The sequence below is a fragment of the Pantoea sp. SM3 genome, from assembly GCF_000963995.1.
Taxonomy (GTDB): Bacteria; Pseudomonadota; Gammaproteobacteria; order Enterobacterales; family Enterobacteriaceae; genus Pantoea; species Pantoea rwandensis_B.
Map to the genome: position 1 here is coordinate 108,358 of NZ_JZRD01000017.1, position 16,110 is coordinate 124,467.

A 16,110-nucleotide genomic window follows, 5' to 3' on the forward strand; every position below is an offset into this window, starting at 1 on the left:
GTGTTCCGCCCTGCGGGCATTGGCGTCAATGCCGCGCCGCTCGCGTTTAATCCCGGTTAGCGGTGGCGGCGCGATCTACCGTGCATCAGGGTTATGACGGAAAATCCGTATCAATCGACGTCTGCTTCCAGTCTTCGATTTGTGCCAGTCTCTCTTTCAACTTACTGGTCACTGCCTCATAACCCCATGCGCCCATCACCAGATGGCGCGGAGGATTATCGTGCTCCGTGATGGCGATCATCGCCGTGGCCGCACGAGCCGGATCGCCCGCCTGGGTGCCGCTGTATTCGGAAGTGGCTTTCATGCGCGCCGCCGCGGTATCAGCATATTCCGGAATGGTGCTCGGCGTCTGGTGCAGTGAACGCCCCGCCCAATCCGTGCGGAATGGGCCCGGCTCGACACAAGTGACATGAATGCCTAAAGGCGCCGCTTCCACTGCCAGGGAATCAGACCAGCCTTCCACCGCGTGTTTGCTGGCCGAGTAATAGCCTGAACTGGCAAAGCCAATGAATCCGGCGACCGAGGTGATATTGATCACGTGTCCGCGGCGCTGTTTACGCATCGCTGGCAAAATCGCGCGCGTTAAGGCAAACAGACCAAAGACGTTGGCATCGAACTGAGCACGGATCTCACGCTCATCGCCCTCTTCCACTGAACTCTGATAGCCATAGCCGGCATTGTTCACCAGCACATCCACCGTACCGAATTTGTCCAGTGCGGCCTGAACGGCTTGCTCGATACTTTGCGCATCGGTCACATCCAGTGCCACCGCAAGGGCGTTGTCATGCCCCGCCACCAAATCCTGCACTTTTGCCGGGTCACGCGCGGTCACCACGGTATGAAAACCGCGCGCAATGGTCTGCTGCGCCAGCTCCCGGCCAAAGCCGGTTGAACAACCAGAAATAAACCAAACGGGCGTGTTTGCTGAAGCCATAGTGACATCCTCTTAAATGCGCCTGATGAACCGTCATCGGGCAACAAAAGACTATGGCAAAGCCTGAAGCTGAATATTAGCGCTTAGTGCGACCTGTTCATCATCGCCGGATAGCGTTGTTGCAGCTTCTGGAAGATGGCCTGCATCTGCGCCTCAAGCATTGCCGGTTGTGGATCTGCTGCAACCGCCTCACGTGTTGCCGGTTGTGCCTCCACTGCCACGGCGTCAAACACCTGCTGCTTGAGGAAGTGGCGCCAGCTGACCGGCGCTTGTGCCAGAAACGTGGTGAGCAACGCATAGCGCGCCGGTGTCCACTGCTGTTCAAACGCGGTGCGGGCTGGGCCGTGATCAAAATGCTGCCGGGCTTCGTGCTGCATCTCAGCTCGTAAACGCGCAGTGGTGATCGCATCCACCTCATCATCGATGATCGCCACGCCGTAGCGCTCACGCGCCATCTGGCAGGAGACGAATCCGCAGCGCACATCCTGCAGCACTGCCGCCGTGTCACGTTCCACTGGCAGGCCATACCCTCCCGCGCCCGGACCGCGCACCTCAACGATATCGCCCGGCTGGCAACGAATGACATCGGTGTTGCCGTGTTCAATGGCCTTGCCGTTGCGCAGCGTGCGGAAGTGCGACAATGCCCCTGACTCACCGCCCAGCACGCCAGCCGAGGCGAACACTGACCGGTTGCGATTGCGCGCCGTTACCGTGGTGTTGGGCGCGGTAATTTCAAACGCCATCTCCGTGGCCAGGCCGCCACGATAGCGCCCGGCACCGGCACTGTCCGCTGCCAGCCCATAGCGATGGAATTGGATGGGGACTTCTGCCTCGTTGATCTCAATAGGCGTGTTTTTCAGAAACGCCGATAACCCGCCAGAACCATCCGGGCCATCATGACGTGGCGTACCGCCCGCGCCACCGCCGACGGGTCCTAGCGAAGCCACCACGCTGCGGTTCTGACTGTCGCTGGTACGGATATTCATGATCGAGTTGCCGCCGGGTGAGTTGGCCGGTAAGCGATCGGGCAATGCCTGGGAAAAGACGCCAATGGTGGCGATCTGCGACAACGCGCAGGTCAGCGATCGCATGCCCACCGCGGCAGGCGCTTCACAGTTCATCACCGTACCGGGCGGCAGGATAGCCCGCGTCGGGCGTAAGGTGCCCGCATTGAGCAGCAGATGGCGATCCAGCGTGGAAAGCACATAAGTGACACCCACCAGCGCCAGCGGATGGCGTTCACGGCCGCCCGTAGGCATATTCAGCGACGAGGCCAACTGCGGATCGCTGCCGGTGTAATCCAGTTCCAGCGTGTCGCCGCTAATGCGCAGCGTGATGGCTACGCGGCACGGATAGCCGCCTTCACCATCTTCATCGGCAAAGTCAGCATAGAAGTAATCCCCGTCCGGGATAGTGGCAATAATGCTGCGCGCCTGCGCTTCGGCGTAGTCCAGAATACCCTCGATACCCTGCAGGAAATCCTCAACACCAAAACGCGCGATGATGTCATGGATCTTACGCTCGCCCACGTTCACCGAGGCAATCTGCGCCTTGAAATCCCCCCAGTTTTGCTCTGGTGCACGTACGTTGAGACGCATGATGCTGGCGACTTCTTCATTCAACTCACCGTTGCGCACAATCTTGAGTGGCGGAATGCGGATGCCCTCCTGCACGATGTCGGTCAGCGATCGCGACAGCGAAGCCGGCACCGCGCCGCCCACATCGGTGTTATGAATATGGCCCACCACAAAACAGACAATCGCACCGTTGTGAAACACCGGCTTCCAGATATGGATATCCGGCGAGTGCGTTGCCACATTGCCCGCATACGAATCATTGGTGATGCAGATATCGCCCTCCTGATAGCTGTCGATTAACGCCAGCACCGGGCCGTAATCGATGCCGCTGTACCAGGGCGCGCCAAAGCTGCGCGGTGAGGCGAACGCCATGCCGTCACGACTGACAATCTGACAGGAAAAATCTTCGGTCTCTTTGACGAAAGTGGAGTGCGCGGTGCGCATCAGCGTAAACGCCATCGCATCGGCCGCCGCCGCGCAATAGTTCGCCAGAATTTGCAGGTTACGTCCGTTAATGGCCATGTTAGTTTGCCTCCAGAGGCGTAATCAGCAAGTTGCCAAAACTATCGACATCCACCTGCATGAACGGTGGAACGCAGGTGGTGCAGTCATCCTGTGCGATGATCACCGGTCCGTTGAGATGGTGTCCGGCACGCAGAGTGGCACGCAACACCACATCGACCGGATGCGACGCACCGTCAATCCAGGCATGCACCTGTTTTGCGACCTCGACGGCATGAGTGGCCGCAGGCAACAGATTGAGCGTGGGTTTCGGTGTGGGAGACGCAATCACCAACCGCAGATTGATAATCTGCACCGGCGCATCGGCATCACAGTGACCAAACAGCTGCTGATGCTGGCGGTCAAAGGCCTCATGTAAGGCCGCCACGTTGGCCTGCACCAGCCACTCCGGCTGTAATGCGACTTCTATCTCAAACGATTGGCCGCGATAGCGCATATCGGCGCTGTAATGCAAAGCGAACGGCATGTCCGCGCCGTGTTGCTCGTGCAGCCAGCCACGCGCACGTTGGCTCAGGGCTTCCGCTTCCGTTGCCAGCTTATCCGCAAGGCTGGCGTCCAGATCGCTGTAGAGCGTGCGGATAAAATCATTGCGGATGTCCGCCACCAGCCCTCCCAGCGCAGACAGTACCCCCGGCGTAGGTGGCACGATCACCCCTTTCATGTTGAGTTCGCGGGCGAGGAAACACCCCATCATCGGGCCCGCGCCACCAAAGGCGAGGAACCAGAACTCACGCGGATCCAGCCCAAAACGCGACAGCAATCCGCTGGTGTCACCGTACATACTGGAGATCGCCAGTTCGATAGCCGTTTCCGCCGTCTCTTCCACCGTAATGCCCAGTTGCTCCGCCAGCGGCTGCCAGGCGGCACGCGCGGCGGCGACATCGACTTTCACCGCGTTGTAGCCCAGATCGCCATGACCGATCATCCCACAGGCTGCAAAAGCATCGGTCGCTGTTGGCTGCGTCCCTCCGCGCTGGAAACACACCGGTCCCGGCAGCGATCCGGCGCTGTCTGGACCCATTTGCAGTACCCCCTGGTTATCGATCCACGCCAGCGATCCGCCCCCCTGTCCCACCGACGTAACGGCCACCGACGGAATATAAATGGGGAAATCACCGATGATTTCACCGTTGCCCTGCGCGACTTGCCCATTGACGATCACCGCCACGTCCGCGCTGGTACCCCCGATATCCAGACTGAGAATTTTGTCGAAACCGCAGGCGCTGGCGAGGAAGCTGGCACCGATCACTCCCGAAGCCGTACCTGACAACACCATCTGCACGCATTCACTTTTTGCCTGCTCCACACCCATCACGCCGCCGTTGGACTTAGTGATACGCGGCGGTGGCTTAACGCCCATGGTGTGTAACGCCTGTTCAAACGATTCGAGGTAATGAATCACCATCGGCTGCACGTAAGCATTGATAGTGGCGGTGATGGTCCGTTCATATTCACGAATAATCGGCCAGATGTCGGCAGAACAAGAGGTAAGCAGTTCAGGCGCCACGTCCTCGATGATCGCTTTGACCGCCGCTTCGTTCTGGCGATTGCGATAGCTGTGCAATAGCGACACCACAATGCCCTGACAACCCGCCGCACGCGCCTGTTCAATAGCCTCCAGCACACTTTGCCGGTCGACTGGCTGCAACACCTCTCCGTGGCGGTCAGTGCGTTCTTTGATGGCATAAACCCGGTCGCGGGTAATCAACGGCGCCGGACGTCGCGAGAAGAGATCGTGGATATGGGGGATTTTAAGACGCGCCAGCTCCAGCACATCGCAAAATCCCTCGGTGGCAAACAGCGCCAGCCGCACGCCACGTCGCTGGATCACCGCGTTGATGCCCACGGTAGTGCCGTGGGTAAAGTAGTCAATATGCTGGGGTTCAATACCGTCACGCTGCTGCAACTGCGACAGCCCGGTGAGAATTTCGCTGCCGGGCTGATCCGGCCGCGACAGCACTTTTAAGGTATGGATCTGATGAGTTTGTTCATTCAGCACGGCAAAATCCGTAAAGGATCCGCCAATATCAACGCCAACGCGGTAACCCATGGTGAGCAAGCTCCGTTATCAGGAGAGAGGAAATTCCATCAGTTTTTGTGGGTCCTGCACCACGCGCCAGCCAAGGCGCTGATACAGCTGATGGGCATCATTGGTTGAAAGCATCCAGCGGTGCACCGTGGCCAGTTCCGGGTGCGCACGCACACAGGTTGCCAGCCAGCTGCCCAGACCATGACCCCGCCAGTTTTCATCAATCATCACATCGCACAGCCAGCCAAATCGGGTGTAATCCGTGACCAACCGCGCGAAGCCAATCTGCTGCTGAAGATGGTAAACACCGAACGGTAACGAGCCGGCAAACGCGCGCTCAGTTTTCGCGCGTGGCTGCGCGCTGGCCCAGTAAGACTTCTCAGTTAATTGCTGGTGGATGTAATCCATATCAAGGCGCTGACGTTCGGTAGAGATGGTGAAGTCGTCGCGCTTCCATTGATGATCGGCAAGGGTTAGAGCGGTCATGGCAACTCCTTGTAAAGCGATGAATTGAGTGTACGAATATGCAGGCACCGGGCGCGCGTGAAGCCACGACCTGAACAGTAAAGATAAAGGGAATTTACGGCAGAGAAGAAATTTTATGCTGCGGGGTCAAAGCGCGTGTTACCGTTTTCTCCCACCCGCCAGCAACCGCGCCAATCGATGCGGCGGGCAACATGACAATGGCTGGGTTAGCTGAAACGAAAAATGAGATCTGAGGGAGGGGAGAATCATGTTCCCGTATCGTCAATACAGGTGCTTAGTGGATCCCTCCTCCCACAACGGGAGAAGGTCTCATGAGGGAACATCAGACACTAAAATCAACTGAGTTATGCTTAGCAATCAGCGATCGCAGTGGAACGGTACTTTTCATAATCGGCGATTTGATCACGATATAGCTGAAGTACTTATCGATGCCGATTTGCGCATCCAGCATCTTCTCAATCACTTCCTGGTAGTGCTCAATGCTGCGGGTAATAAAGCGCAGCAAATAGTCGTAGCCGCCGGTAATCAAGTGGCACTCCATCAGCTCATCCACATCGCGTACCGCATTTTCAAATTTCATAAAATCTTCGCGGCGATGGCCAGAGAGCGTCACTTCAGTAAACACGGTGACGGAATCGGTAATTTTGGTCAGATTGATGTGGGCTTCATATCCGGTAATAAATCCAGCCTGCTCCAGGCGCTTCACCCGTTGCAAACAAGGGCTGGGCGAAAGTCCAACGGCATCGGCGAGATTGACGTTGCTGATACGGCCATCTTTTTGTAGTTGCACCAGGATGTTGATGTCGATGCGGTCGAGTTTCATTAAGCCGTTCATAGCACCCCTCATTGTTGACCAATCGCGCAGGCTGATACGATGGTATATCACGCTTTGACGTGACGGCGCCAGCGACTTCCGCACGTCACGTCATTCATTGGTCGAGTCAATAATTCCAGAGATATCAATGAGGAAGCCGGATTTATCCCAGGCGACCACTGGCGCGGGCCAGCGCAATATCAAAGATATGTAACGCTTCTTCCAACTGAGAATCTGTGGTCACCAGTGGCGCGAGGAAGCGCACCACGTTGCGATGCAGGCCGCATTTGATCAGCAGCAGACCTTCCTGGCAGGCGCAGTCGAGGATTTTCTGCGTCATCGCTGCGTCAGGGCGTTTGGTTTCGAAGTCGATGATCTCCACCGCCTGCATAAAGCCCACACCGCGCACTTCGCCAATACAGGCATACTTCTCCGCCAGCTGTTGCAGACGCGCGTTGAGCTGTTCACCCAGCTGATTGCTGCGCGCCAGCAGATTGTCATTTTCCAGCAGATCCAGCACCGCCAGCGCCGCCGCACAGCCCAGAGCGTTACCGCCATAGGTGCCGCCGAGACCGCCAGGCAATGGCGCATCCATGATGGCCGCTTTGCCGACTACGCCGGAAATCGGCAGACCGCCACCCAGACTCTTCGCCACTGTCACCAGATCCGGCGTAATGCCCAGTTGCTCGAAGGCAAACAGCGTACCGGTACGACCAAATCCGGTCTGCACTTCATCGAGAATCAGCACGATGCCGTGTTTTTCGGTAATGCGACGCAGCGCTTGCATAAAGTTCGCACCCGCTGGCAGGAAGCCACCGTCACCCTGAACAGGCTCGATGATGATTGCCGCCACTCGCTCCGGCAGGATCTGCACGGCGAACAACTGTTCCAATGCTTGCAGGCAGTCATCATCACTGACGCCATGGAAGGCATTAGGATAAGGCAGGCGATACACTTCTGAGGCGAACGGGCCGAAGTTCTGTTTATACGGCTGGCTCATCCCCGTCAGGGTGCAGCCCAGTAAGGTACGGCCATGGAAGGCACCGTCAAACGCGATAATGCCGCTGCGATTGGTGTGCGCACGGGCAATTTTCACCGCATTTTCTACCGCCTCCGCGCCGCTGGTGAAGAACACGCTTTTGAAATCTTCACCTTTACCCACCAGCGCATTCAGGCGCTGCGCCAGTTCGATATAACCCGGATAGGCAACAACCTGGAAACAGGCGTGTGACACCAGTCCAAGCTGTTTTGTCACCGCATTCACCACTGCCGGATGGTTATGACCCACGTTGAGTACCCCAATCCCGCCGACAAAATCGAGATAGCGATTGCCCTCAACATCCCACACTTCACTCCCTTTTGCCCGTTCAATCACCAACGGATGCGCGGTGACCACACCACGTGGCACATTCTGCTCACGTGCATCCAGTAACAGGCCGTTATCGCTATACGCTTGCTGCTCCGCCATGACATTCTGCATTTTCAAAATCCTCATCCACGTAACGTTCGGTTGGCTCAAGTATCGCAACCCGTTGGTTTCTCACGCTGCCGTAATCAGCAAAGCAGCGGCATTTCGTTTCAAAATCTTCTGCCAATCAGCAGGGAAATTCTGCACGCAGCGCGTGGCGGGCGATGGCCGTCAAAGTCTGAATACCGTGCGGGATCAGTGCGTCGTTAAAGTCGTAAGAGGAATGGTGTAAGGGCTGGCTGGGTGCCGACCCGATCCACAAATAGGCGCCCGGTTTTGCCTGCAACATAAAGGCAAAATCTTCTGACGTCAGTGCCGGTTGCCTGGCTTGTTCCGCAGGGATGCCCGCCTCGCGCAATGCCTCAAGCGCCACTTGTGCAGCCCCCGCATGATTGACCGTGGCCGGGTAATAGCGCAGATAGCTCACCTCTGCCTGCAGGCCGTGCGCCGCCGTGACATGTTGCGCCATTTCACGCAAACGACTTTCAATGATGTCCTGCGCCGCTGGGCTGAATGTACGCACTGTGCCGGTGATACTGGCTTCCGCTGGAATCATGTTGTGGGAGAAACCGCCCTGCATGCGCGTCACCGTGAGCAATCCCGGCTCGCAGGGATCAAGTGCACGCGCCACCAGCGTATTAAGTTGCACCACCAGCTCGCTGGTCGCCAGCAGCGTGTCGCGCGTCAGGTGCGGCTGTGCGGCATGGCCGCCACCACCTTTTACCGTGATATCAAAGCGATCCGCCGCCGCCATGATGGCGCCCGGTCGCGTCTGCACGTCGCCCAGCGGCAGTTCGGGCCAGTTATGCAGGGCAAATACCGCATCGCAAGGAAATCGCTGGAACAGTCCGTCTTCGATCATCGCTTTCGCGCCGGCAAGTCCCTCTTCTGCCGGCTGAAAGATAAACACCAGCGTGCCGTCAAAATCACGCTGTTGCGCCAGTTGGATAGCCGCACCTAATAGCATCACCGTATGGCCATCGTGACCGCAGGCATGGCAGACATTGGCATGCACACTTTTCCACGCCTGGGTGCCGTTATCCTGCATCGGCAGCGCATCCATATCAGCGCGCAGGCCAATGATGCGCGTGCCGTTGCCACGCTTCAGCACGCCCACAACACCGGTTTTTCCCATGCCACGGTGCACTTCAATTCCATGTTCTTGCAGCACCTGCGCCACAATGTCGCTGGTGCGTGTTTCCTGATACCCCAGCTCGGGATGGGCGTGCAGATCCCGTCGCAGAGCGACTAATTGTTCCAGTTCCATCTCAGTATCCCCGTTTGCGATCGATAAGACCGACCATCGGTTCGCCGCGTTGGTAGCGGCGCAGGTTGTCGAGCAGCGCCGCCACTGCGCTATCGGTTTGCGTCTGGCTGGCAATATGCGGCGTGAGCCAGATGGCAGGATGCTGCCAGAAAGGGTGTTCCGGCGGTAAAGGTTCGGGATCGGTCACATCGAGCACGGCTGCGCTCACTTGTCCGCTGGCCAGCGCCGTGAGCAGATCGTCATGATTTAACTGCGGGCCACGCCCCACCTGTACCAGTGCGGCTCCGGCAGGTAACTGCGCAAACAGTTCAGCGTTGAGCAAACCGCGAGTGCTGTCAGTCAACGGCAGCAAACACACCAGAATGTCGCTGTGTGCCAGAAACTCAGCCAGTTGCTCAGCGCCATGCCAGCAGCGCACGCCCTCGAGTTCACGCGGTGTTCGGCTCCAGCCCGCACAGTCAAATCCTAATGACACCAGCTGCTGCAAAGATGCCTGGCCGAGTTCGCCTAAGCCCATGACCCCCACCCGCCGCTGATGGGCGGTACGAATAGGGTGCGTTTGCCACGTTGCTGCGCGCTGCTGTTGGAAATAGCGCGGCATATCACGATGCAACCCCAGCACGGCAAAGGTGACGTACTCCACCATGCCTTGCGTCAGGCCGGGTTCGATCATGCGCACCACCGGCAAATGGGGTGGTAGTTGACTAAGGTCGAACTGATCGGCCCCCGCGCCCACCGACAGTAGCGCTTTGAGATTAGGGAACGTTGCCATGACATCTTCTGGCGGTTGCCAGGCCACCAGCAGTTCAACCTGTTCTGCGTCACCCACATCCGGCCAGATATGCATCTGCACATCCGGTGCATGTTCAGCCAGCCAGCGCTGCCAGTGGGCTCCGCGCGTGGCCTCCGATTTATAAACGATATGCATCAGGCCATCGCCTGGGTCATCAACCCAAACGCCTGCATCTCACCGGCTTGCGGTGACCACGGCGTTCCCAGATACATGGTGGTGGGCGCATCAACCTTGACCAGCCCCCGTTTTTCCAGCCAGCTCGCCAGCGGTAAAGCCGCATCGGTATCGATGCGCACGAACTCGCCGCGCAACCCCTGCATCAGCGCGGCAATTAACGCCTGTGCCGTCTCGATATCGCGCGCAATCACCGGGCCAATTGCCCAGCCGTGACCAAAGCGGCGCAGACTGGCAAACCCTTGCACCCGCTGCTGCGCATCCTGCAGCAATACCGTTTGATGATCAGCGATCAGCGTTTGCATCAACTGTGGACGCCACATACCGTGAGCCTGATGGTCTAATTCGGTAAGTAGATCGACGTCATTCGCCTCGACATTACGCAGCGTCAGACCGGTGGGGATACTCACCGCAGGCACGGCTGCCAGCTCACGTGTCTGGTGCTGCTGGATGCTGCCCGTCACCTTAAAGCCGAGCTTCTCATACAACCCCTGCCCCATTTCCGTCGCATGTAAACGAATCACGGCGTCCGGGAATTTTTCCATCACGGCCAGCATCAGTTGCTTACCAATGCCGCGCCCCTGGCAGGTGGGATTCACCACCACCAGACCAATGGTGGCGGCGTGTTCACCCCAACGCCAGCCAAAGGCGCTGCCGACAAATTTGCCCTGTTCTTCAGCGACCACGCCTTCACCCAATGCCAACGCCTGCTGCCAGTCTTCACGACGATGCGGCCACTTGAGCTGTTGGGTGATGGCATAGCCGTATTCAATATCGTCCTGCGTCATGGCGCGTAATGTGATCATCTGCTGCTCCTTTCTTGTAAAACGCCCCCGCGACGTAGCGGCGCAATCTGCTGCGCGAGCGGTTTCGCCATTGAGATGTGCGATTTATCGCATCGCTACGAATGCCGTGATGTTTATTCTGCTTTAAGCACTTCTTCGTGCTCATCCAGCCAACCCTGTCGCAGCTCCGGCACCGCCCGTTTAAGGCGCTCGAAGTACAGCTCACTGGTCGGCTTATCATAATCAGCGCGGGAAATTTGCGTGACGATACGGCCTGATTTCATCACCACGATATCATCGCAAACGGCGCGGACCGCATGCATATCATGACTGATAAACAGCACCGACAGCCCCAACTCACGACGCAGTTCGCTGATCAGATCCAGTACGGCGGCGGCGACCACCGTATCTAATGCCGATGTCACTTCATCGCACAGAATCAGATCCGGCTCCGCCGCAAGGGCTCGCGCCAGATTCACACGCTGCTTCTGCCCACCGGACAGCGCCCATGGGCGGCGCCACAACACTGAACGCGGTAGTTTGACCAGGTCGAGTAACTGATGCAGACGACGCTCAAGATCGGCCCCTTTCAGACCGTGGAACAGCACGAGCGGCCGAGTCAGAATACGTTCCACGCTGTGTGCCGGGTTCAGCGCGGTATCCGCCATCTGGAACACATACTGGATCCGCCGCAGTTCGTTATCCGGGCGTTTATGCATGTCGCCATTGATGTAGTGACCATTAAACAGAATATGACCGTGACTCGGGGCATTCAGGCCGGCAATCGCATGTGCCAACGTGGTTTTACCCGAACCCGACTCGCCGATAATGCCAATCGCTTGCCCTTTACACAGCTTAAGATTGATATCTTGCAGAATCAGCGTTTTCGGTTTGCCCTCACTATCACGTGGGCCATATCCGGCACTGAGATCGCGCACTTCCATCAGCGGCTGCACATCAGCCTCTGCGCAGGTCCAGCTGCTTTCTCGCTCTTTCTGGCGTGCAGCATCCATTAATAGTTGGGTATATTCGGCCTGCGGCGCACCAATCAACCGCTCAGTGGTGCCATATTCCGCCATTTTCCCGCGCAGCAGCACCAGAATGCGATCCGCCATCTGCGCCACCACCGCCAGATCGTGACTGACGTAAATCGCGGTCACACCGCGCTGTGCCACCACACGGCGAAACGCTTTCAGTACTTCAACCTGAGTAGTGACATCCAGTGCCGTGGTCGGCTCGTCGAGGATCACCACATCCGGATCGCCAATCAGTGCCATGGCCGTCATCAGACGTTGCAGCTGTCCGCCTGAGACCTGATGCGGGAAACGGTCGCCAATGGTGTCAGGATTCGGCAATGCCAGCTCGCGAAACAGCGTGATCGCCTTCTCTTTGGCGGCTTTGCGTTTCATGGTGCCATGGATCACCACCGGCTCGATAACCTGATCGAGAATACGCATCCCTGGGTTGAAGGAAGCAGCCGCACTTTGGGCGATGTAGGCCACTTTGTTGCCGCGAAATTCGCGCAGCTGGCCGGGCGACAGACTACGCACGTCGGTGCCCGCCAGATGAATGTTGCCCTCGGCGATGCGGCAGCCGTGGCGCGCATAGCCCATCAGCGCCATGGCGATGGTGGTTTTACCCGAACCGGATTCGCCGATCAGCGCCAGCACTTCGCCTTTTTGTACGGTAAAACGGATATCTGAAACCAGATCGATCTCTTCGCCCTTATCCGTCTCGGCGGTGACACGCAGGTTTTCAACGGAGATCACGGGCATGGCTGTATGGGGTGTCACGTTCATGCTCCCTCCTTCGCCAGCGTCAGCGGACGCATCTGCTGCAGGCTGTCAATAAACAGGTTGGCGCCGATGGTTAAACTGGCAATCGCCACTGCCGGCATCAATACCGCAGGTGAGCCGTTAAACAGGCCCTGCAGATTTTCACGTACCAACGTGCCCCAATCAGCATAAGGTGGTTGCACGCCTAAGCCCAGGAAGCTCAATCCGCTGAGTAACAGCACGATATAGACAAAACGCAGGCCAAAATCGGTGAGCATCGGATGCACCATATTCGGCAGAATGTCATGGATGGCCACATACCAGCGGCTTTCGCCACGCAGTCGTGAAGCACGGACGTAATCCATATTGCGCAAACTGCTGGCCATGGCGAACGCGATACGGAACGCACCGGGCCAGTAAGTGAAGACGGCAGTCAGAATCAGCATCGGTAGCGACGAACCAAACACGGCCACAATCATCAGCGACAGCACTTTGCCTGGCAGCACCAACATGGCATCGTTAATACGGCCCAGCAACTCCTCGAGCCAGCGTCCGGCCACAGCGGCCAACAGCGCCAGCAAGGTGCCGATCAGACTAGCACCCAGCGCAGCGGTCAACGCCAGACCGATGGAGAATTTCGCACCGTATAAGATGCGGCTGAGGATGTCGCGACCGAGATAATCGGTGCCCAGCAGGTTGTCAGCGGTCATCCCTCCTAGCATCGGGCCACCACCGATATCCTCTACGCTATGCGGCGCCAGTTGATTGCCGAAAAGCGCCATCAGTACCCAAAACAGAGAGATCGCCAGGCCAATGCGACCGGAGATCGACAGCGACTGAAAAATTCGTACAGGAAGCAGCAAGCTATTCATCAGCTCCTCCATTTTGGGTTAAAGGCGATAGTCAGGATGTCAGCAATCAGCAGCAGCACCAGATAACAGGCGGCGAACATCATCACGCACAACTGCACCACCGGCAGATCGCGGTTACTCACGGCATCCACCAGCGCACTGGCGAGACCGGGGTAGCTGAAGATCGACTCAATAATGATCACCCCACCAAACAGGTAAGACAGGCTGAGCGAAATGGCGTTGGCAATCGGTCCCACCGCATTCGGCAGCGCATGACGCAACACGGCACGCAGCGGCGAGACACCTTTCAGCAACGCCATCTCCAGATACGGGCTGTCGAGCTGATTAATGATCGCCGAACGCGTCATCCGTGCCATCTGCGCCACTAATACGCAGCACAACGTCAGCACCGGCAGTGCGTAAGCTTTCAGATAACTGACGAGATCCATATCGGGGCTGCCAAACGACATCGCCGAGACCCAATGCAGTTTGACCGCGAAGATCAACACTGCCACGGTGGCCACCAGAAACTCCGGTACCGCCACCGTCGCCATGGTGGCGATCACCAGAAAGCGATCCAGTGCTGAACCGCGATTCATGGCGGCCAGAATGCCGATCACCAGCGCCAGCGGGACGCAGATTACCGTGGTGATGCCCGCCAGTTCCAGCGTGGCAGGAATACGCTGTCCCACCAGTTGCGTCACCGGCAGATGGCTGGCAAACGAGGTACCAAAATCACCGTGCAGCATTCCGCCGAGCCAGCTGAAGTAACGCATCAACAATGGCTGATCCAGACCCAGCTGCTGGCGTAACGCCGCCACCGTTTCCGGCGTGGCGTTTTGCCCCAGGATCATCTGCGCGGCGTCGCCAGGCAGCAGGCTGGTGATAAAAAACACCACCGCCGAGACGATAAGCAAGGTCAGGATGCCCGCACCTGCGCGCCGGGCAATCAGAAACAACATGTATCGATTCATCGGCGTTCTCCTCTGACGGATGACGAATTAGGCTTTCAGCCAGGCGAACTCATGGAAGCGGTAACCCATCATCATGCCGCTTGGCCAGGCTTCGACGCCGCCCACTTTTTTACTGTACCCGTCGAGGGTACTGATAAAGGTGGGGATGATGGTGCCGCAGTGGTCATAGATCAGCTTTTGCATATCGCCATACATCTGTTTGCGCTTGCCCTGATCGCGCTCACCGCGTGCGGCGACCACCAACTGGTCAAACTGATCGTTCTTCCAGCCAGATTCATTGTTGGCCGCGCTCGACATATAGAACTGAGAGAACAGCATATCCAGCGTTGGACGCGGGTTGATCGAGCCATAGCCCACCGGATCTTTGGTCCAGTGCGTTGACCAGTAGCCGTCATACGGCACGCGACGTACCTTAACGTTCAGCCCGGTGTTACGTGCCACTTGCTGGATTAACTGGCCCCCTTCCACCGCACCTTCTATGTTGGGAGTGGTGATGATCTCCACCGTTGCCCCTTTCATGCCGGCTTTTTCGATGTGGAATTTGGCTTTTTCGGCATCCAGTGGACGCGGTTTGAGATCGGCGTTAAACAGCGGATGCCACGGCGGCACGGGTGTATCGTTACTGATATCGCCATAACCCTGTAACACGGTTTTCAGCACAATTTCACGCGGCTGTAGATACTTCATCGCCAGCACGAAATCTTCACTGCTACCCGGCTTCATGTCGGTGCGGATGATCAGGTTGGTGTACATGCCCGCCTTACTTTCCAGCACCGCGAAGTCTTGCGTGGCTTTCAAACGATTACTGTCGGCTGCGCTCAGGGTCGATACGATATGCAAGTCACCCGACATTAGCGCATTGACGCGTGCCGCCTGGTCGGTGACGCCCAGCAGTTCGATTTCGTCGAGATGTGGCAGGCCGGGCTTGTAGTAGTTCGGGTTCTTCACGCCAACAGAGCGTACGCCCGGCGTGAACTCTTTCAATTTGAACGGACCCGTGCCAATACCTTTGCTGAAGTCTTTGGTGCCATCCTGCACAATCAGGAACGGGGCACTGGCGAGCATATAAGGCAAATCAAAGTTGGCGCTGCTCAGTTCCAGTGTGACTTCGTTATCGTTCACCGCCGTGAAGGTTTTGAACTGATCGGCCAGCTTAAAGGCATTGGAAGCCACGGCGGGATCTTTGTGGCGGCTGAGTGAGTAAATGACGTCTTTCGCGGTGAGGGCTTTACCGTCGTGGAACGTGACCCCTTTGCGCAATTTAATGTGCCAGGTGACACCATCCGAAGACTCCACGGATTCCGCCAGCCCCGGTTGAATCGCCAACTTTTGGTCGAGTTCGGTCAGGCCGCTATAGACCATAAACTGGCGGGTGTAGTCACCGCTGTTATTACCTTTGGCAGGATCGAGTGTATCGGTAGCGGAGGCGTTGGACATGGCTGCACGCATCTTGCCGCCTTTCACCGGTGTTTCAGCCGCAAAGCTCATCTGCGGAAAACCTATCAAGCCACTGCTCATGACTGCACCAGCAGACAACAACTTCATCAGGCCACGACGTGACAGAGATCCCTCAGTCAGCATGCGTGTCAGGGCCGGATTTACAGCGTCAGACTCTTTATCGAATTTACTCATCTGCACACCCTCAATATGAAAAGTTGTTT

13 protein-coding genes are annotated in these 16,110 nt (G+C 57.5%); all 13 read right to left on the minus strand.

Going from position 1 to position 16,110, the window contains the following annotated elements; all coding sequences use genetic code 11:
* Positions 1–91: 91 nt before the first annotated feature.
* On the minus strand, positions 92–934 hold the full coding sequence (locus VI01_RS11310) for an oxidoreductase (RefSeq protein ID WP_045815171.1): 843 nt from the start codon (positions 932–934) through the stop codon (positions 92–94).
* A gap of 83 nt (positions 935–1,017) precedes the next feature.
* Positions 1,018–3,033, minus strand: a complete 2,016-nt coding sequence (locus VI01_RS11315) for a hydantoinase B/oxoprolinase family protein (protein ID WP_045815172.1) — start codon at positions 3,031–3,033, stop codon at positions 1,018–1,020.
* A gap of 1 nt (position 3,034) precedes the next feature.
* Entirely contained in the window at positions 3,035–5,083 is a 2,049-nt protein-coding gene (locus tag VI01_RS11320; RefSeq protein WP_045815173.1) for a hydantoinase/oxoprolinase family protein, read from the minus strand.
* A gap of 18 nt (positions 5,084–5,101) precedes the next feature.
* A complete protein-coding gene (locus VI01_RS11325) occupies positions 5,102–5,548 on the minus strand; it encodes a GNAT family N-acetyltransferase (RefSeq protein ID WP_045815174.1) in 447 nt (148 codons plus the stop codon).
* A 322-nt stretch (positions 5,549–5,870) separates the two neighbouring features.
* Positions 5,871–6,383, minus strand: a complete 513-nt coding sequence (locus VI01_RS11330) for an Lrp/AsnC family transcriptional regulator (RefSeq protein WP_045815175.1) — start codon at positions 6,381–6,383, stop codon at positions 5,871–5,873.
* A 142-nt stretch (positions 6,384–6,525) separates the two neighbouring features.
* On the minus strand, positions 6,526–7,842 hold the full coding sequence (gene gabT / locus VI01_RS11335) for a 4-aminobutyrate--2-oxoglutarate transaminase (RefSeq protein ID WP_038646221.1): 1,317 nt from the start codon (positions 7,840–7,842) through the stop codon (positions 6,526–6,528).
* A gap of 115 nt (positions 7,843–7,957) precedes the next feature.
* Positions 7,958–9,091 carry a M20 aminoacylase family protein gene (locus VI01_RS11340; RefSeq protein WP_197079591.1) on the minus strand — a complete coding sequence of 378 codons (1,134 nt, stop codon included), beginning with the start codon at positions 9,089–9,091 and terminating at the stop codon, positions 7,958–7,960.
* A 7-nt stretch (positions 9,092–9,098) separates the two neighbouring features.
* The gene (locus tag VI01_RS11345) at positions 9,099–10,025 is read right to left on the minus strand and encodes a glyoxylate/hydroxypyruvate reductase A (RefSeq protein ID WP_045815177.1); all 927 of its coding nucleotides are present in this window, start codon (positions 10,023–10,025) and stop codon (positions 9,099–9,101) included.
* On the minus strand, positions 10,025–10,870 hold the full coding sequence (locus tag VI01_RS11350) for a GNAT family N-acetyltransferase (RefSeq protein WP_045815178.1): 846 nt from the start codon (positions 10,868–10,870) through the stop codon (positions 10,025–10,027). The genes VI01_RS11345 and VI01_RS11350 overlap by 1 nt, the downstream gene beginning before the upstream one ends.
* A 113-nt stretch (positions 10,871–10,983) precedes the next feature.
* The gene (locus VI01_RS11355; RefSeq protein ID WP_045815179.1) at positions 10,984–12,648 is read right to left on the minus strand and encodes an ABC transporter ATP-binding protein; all 1,665 of its coding nucleotides are present in this window, start codon (positions 12,646–12,648) and stop codon (positions 10,984–10,986) included.
* Entirely contained in the window at positions 12,645–13,496 is an 852-nt protein-coding gene (locus VI01_RS11360; RefSeq protein WP_045815180.1) for an ABC transporter permease, read from the minus strand. Before VI01_RS11360 ends, VI01_RS11355 begins: the two co-directional genes overlap by 4 nt.
* A complete protein-coding gene (locus VI01_RS11365; RefSeq protein WP_038646208.1) occupies positions 13,496–14,449 on the minus strand; it encodes an ABC transporter permease in 954 nt (317 codons plus the stop codon). Before VI01_RS11365 ends, VI01_RS11360 begins: the two co-directional genes overlap by 1 nt.
* 27 nt (positions 14,450–14,476) lie before the next feature.
* On the minus strand, positions 14,477–16,081 hold the full coding sequence (locus VI01_RS11370) for an ABC transporter substrate-binding protein (protein ID WP_045815181.1): 1,605 nt from the start codon (positions 16,079–16,081) through the stop codon (positions 14,477–14,479).
* Positions 16,082–16,110: the final 29 nt, after the last annotated feature.

Bases quoted from the DNA above. Each gene is read 5' to 3' on its own strand.
- VI01_RS11310 (WP_045815171.1), bottom strand. From the start codon at position 934: ATGGCTTCAGCAAACACGCCCGTTTGGTTTATTTCTGGTTGTTCAACC.
- VI01_RS11315 (WP_045815172.1), bottom strand. From the start codon at position 3,033: ATGGCCATTAACGGACGTAACCTGCAAATTCTGGCGAACTATTGCGCG.
- VI01_RS11320 (WP_045815173.1), bottom strand. From the start codon at position 5,083: ATGGGTTACCGCGTTGGCGTTGATATTGGCGGATCCTTTACGGATTTT.
- VI01_RS11325 (WP_045815174.1), bottom strand. From the start codon at position 5,548: ATGACCGCTCTAACCCTTGCCGATCATCAATGGAAGCGCGACGACTTC.
- VI01_RS11330 (WP_045815175.1), bottom strand. From the start codon at position 6,383: ATGAACGGCTTAATGAAACTCGACCGCATCGACATCAACATCCTGGTG.
- gabT (WP_038646221.1), bottom strand. From the start codon at position 7,842: ATGCAGAATGTCATGGCGGAGCAGCAAGCGTATAGCGATAACGGCCTG.
- VI01_RS11345 (WP_045815177.1), bottom strand. From the start codon at position 10,025: ATGCATATCGTTTATAAATCGGAGGCCACGCGCGGAGCCCACTGGCAG.
- VI01_RS11350 (WP_045815178.1), bottom strand. From the start codon at position 10,870: ATGATCACATTACGCGCCATGACGCAGGACGATATTGAATACGGCTAT.
- VI01_RS11355 (WP_045815179.1), bottom strand. From the start codon at position 12,648: ATGAACGTGACACCCCATACAGCCATGCCCGTGATCTCCGTTGAAAAC.
- VI01_RS11360 (WP_045815180.1), bottom strand. From the start codon at position 13,496: ATGAATAGCTTGCTGCTTCCTGTACGAATTTTTCAGTCGCTGTCGATC.
- VI01_RS11365 (WP_038646208.1), bottom strand. From the start codon at position 14,449: ATGAATCGATACATGTTGTTTCTGATTGCCCGGCGCGCAGGTGCGGGC.
- VI01_RS11370 (WP_045815181.1), bottom strand. From the start codon at position 16,081: ATGAGTAAATTCGATAAAGAGTCTGACGCTGTAAATCCGGCCCTGACA.